The organism is Paenibacillus sp. J45TS6 (assembly GCF_018403285.1).
In the GTDB taxonomy this organism is placed as follows: domain Bacteria; phylum Bacillota; class Bacilli; order Paenibacillales; family Paenibacillaceae; genus Paenibacillus.
Window position 1 is genome coordinate 1 of record NZ_BOSJ01000051.1, and the last position, 1,075, is coordinate 1,075.

1 protein-coding gene is annotated in these 1,075 nt (G+C 44.7%); it reads right to left on the reverse strand.

Translation table 11 applies throughout. The features are described 5' to 3' along the window. Positions 1–10: 10 nt before the first annotated feature. Entirely contained in the window at positions 11–967 is a 957-nt protein-coding gene (locus KJS58_RS24800; protein ID WP_213536338.1) for an IS30 family transposase, read from the reverse strand. Positions 968–1,075: the final 108 nt, after the last annotated feature.

Genomic DNA, 1,075 nt, shown 5'->3' on the forward strand with positions numbered 1-1,075 from the left:
TGACGGATTGTCAATCCAAGTGCGACACTTCTTCTTCAAATGATTCGTGAGCAGTTTTCCATCCTAAACATTTCCTTGGTCTGTTGTTAATAAGTTGGAGGGCATGTTCTAATTCTTCCTCAGTCACCTCTGCAAAGTCCTTCCCTTTTGGGAAGAACTCTCGAAGGAGCCCATTTCCATTCTCATTGGAGCCTCGTTGCCATGAGGAATAAGGATCTGCAAAATACACCGTCATACCGTGTGACTCTTCCAATTCACGAAAGCATGCGAACTCTTTACCACGGTCAACGGTAGCAGTTTGGAAGGTTTGGGCAGGATACTGTGCAGCGACTACACCAATAGCAATTTCCATAGATAATGAAGTGCGATCTGGCATTTTAATAGCAGTGTACAGCCTTGTTTTTCGCTCGATACATGTAGCAACACAAGCCTTGCTTTTTCCTCGGCTGGAGACGACTGTATCTAGTTCCCAATGCCCGAAGGTTTGCCTAGAACGAATCTCTTTCGGTCGTTGTTTGATAGAAGTGCCTACGAGGAAGCGACCTCGTTTTTCTTGAGGTTTTTGTCTCTTTCCTTTGTGTCTTAACTGCTGAACGGTGTTACGAATCATACGTTTTTCATAAAGCCAGCGATAGATCGTTTTGAACGAAACCATGGGCTCTCCTTTCAGTTTATAACGCATAGAGATTTGCTCAGGAGACCAGGTTTCGTGAAGTCGCTGCTCAATTTCTTTTCCGAGTGTCTCCGTCCACTTTTCTCTAGGTTTCTGAGCTTGGCGAAGATGCTTATAACGATGCTCTGATGCTGCCGCTTGATAACCATTTAGGCTTTGATTTTTCTTCAGTTCCCGGCTGATCGTAGAATGATGACGATCCAATTCGCGAGCAATGGCTCGGGCGGACAGCCCCAGTTGATGTAATACTTCTAGTTTACTGCGTTCAATTATGCTAAGATGTGTATAGCTCATGGCGGATTCTCCTTGTAGGTGTTGTGTGGTAACTCCATTCTACACGAATCCGGCCATGGGCCATTTTTTATTTTGAACTAGGTGTCGCACTTCATATTACAATCCGTC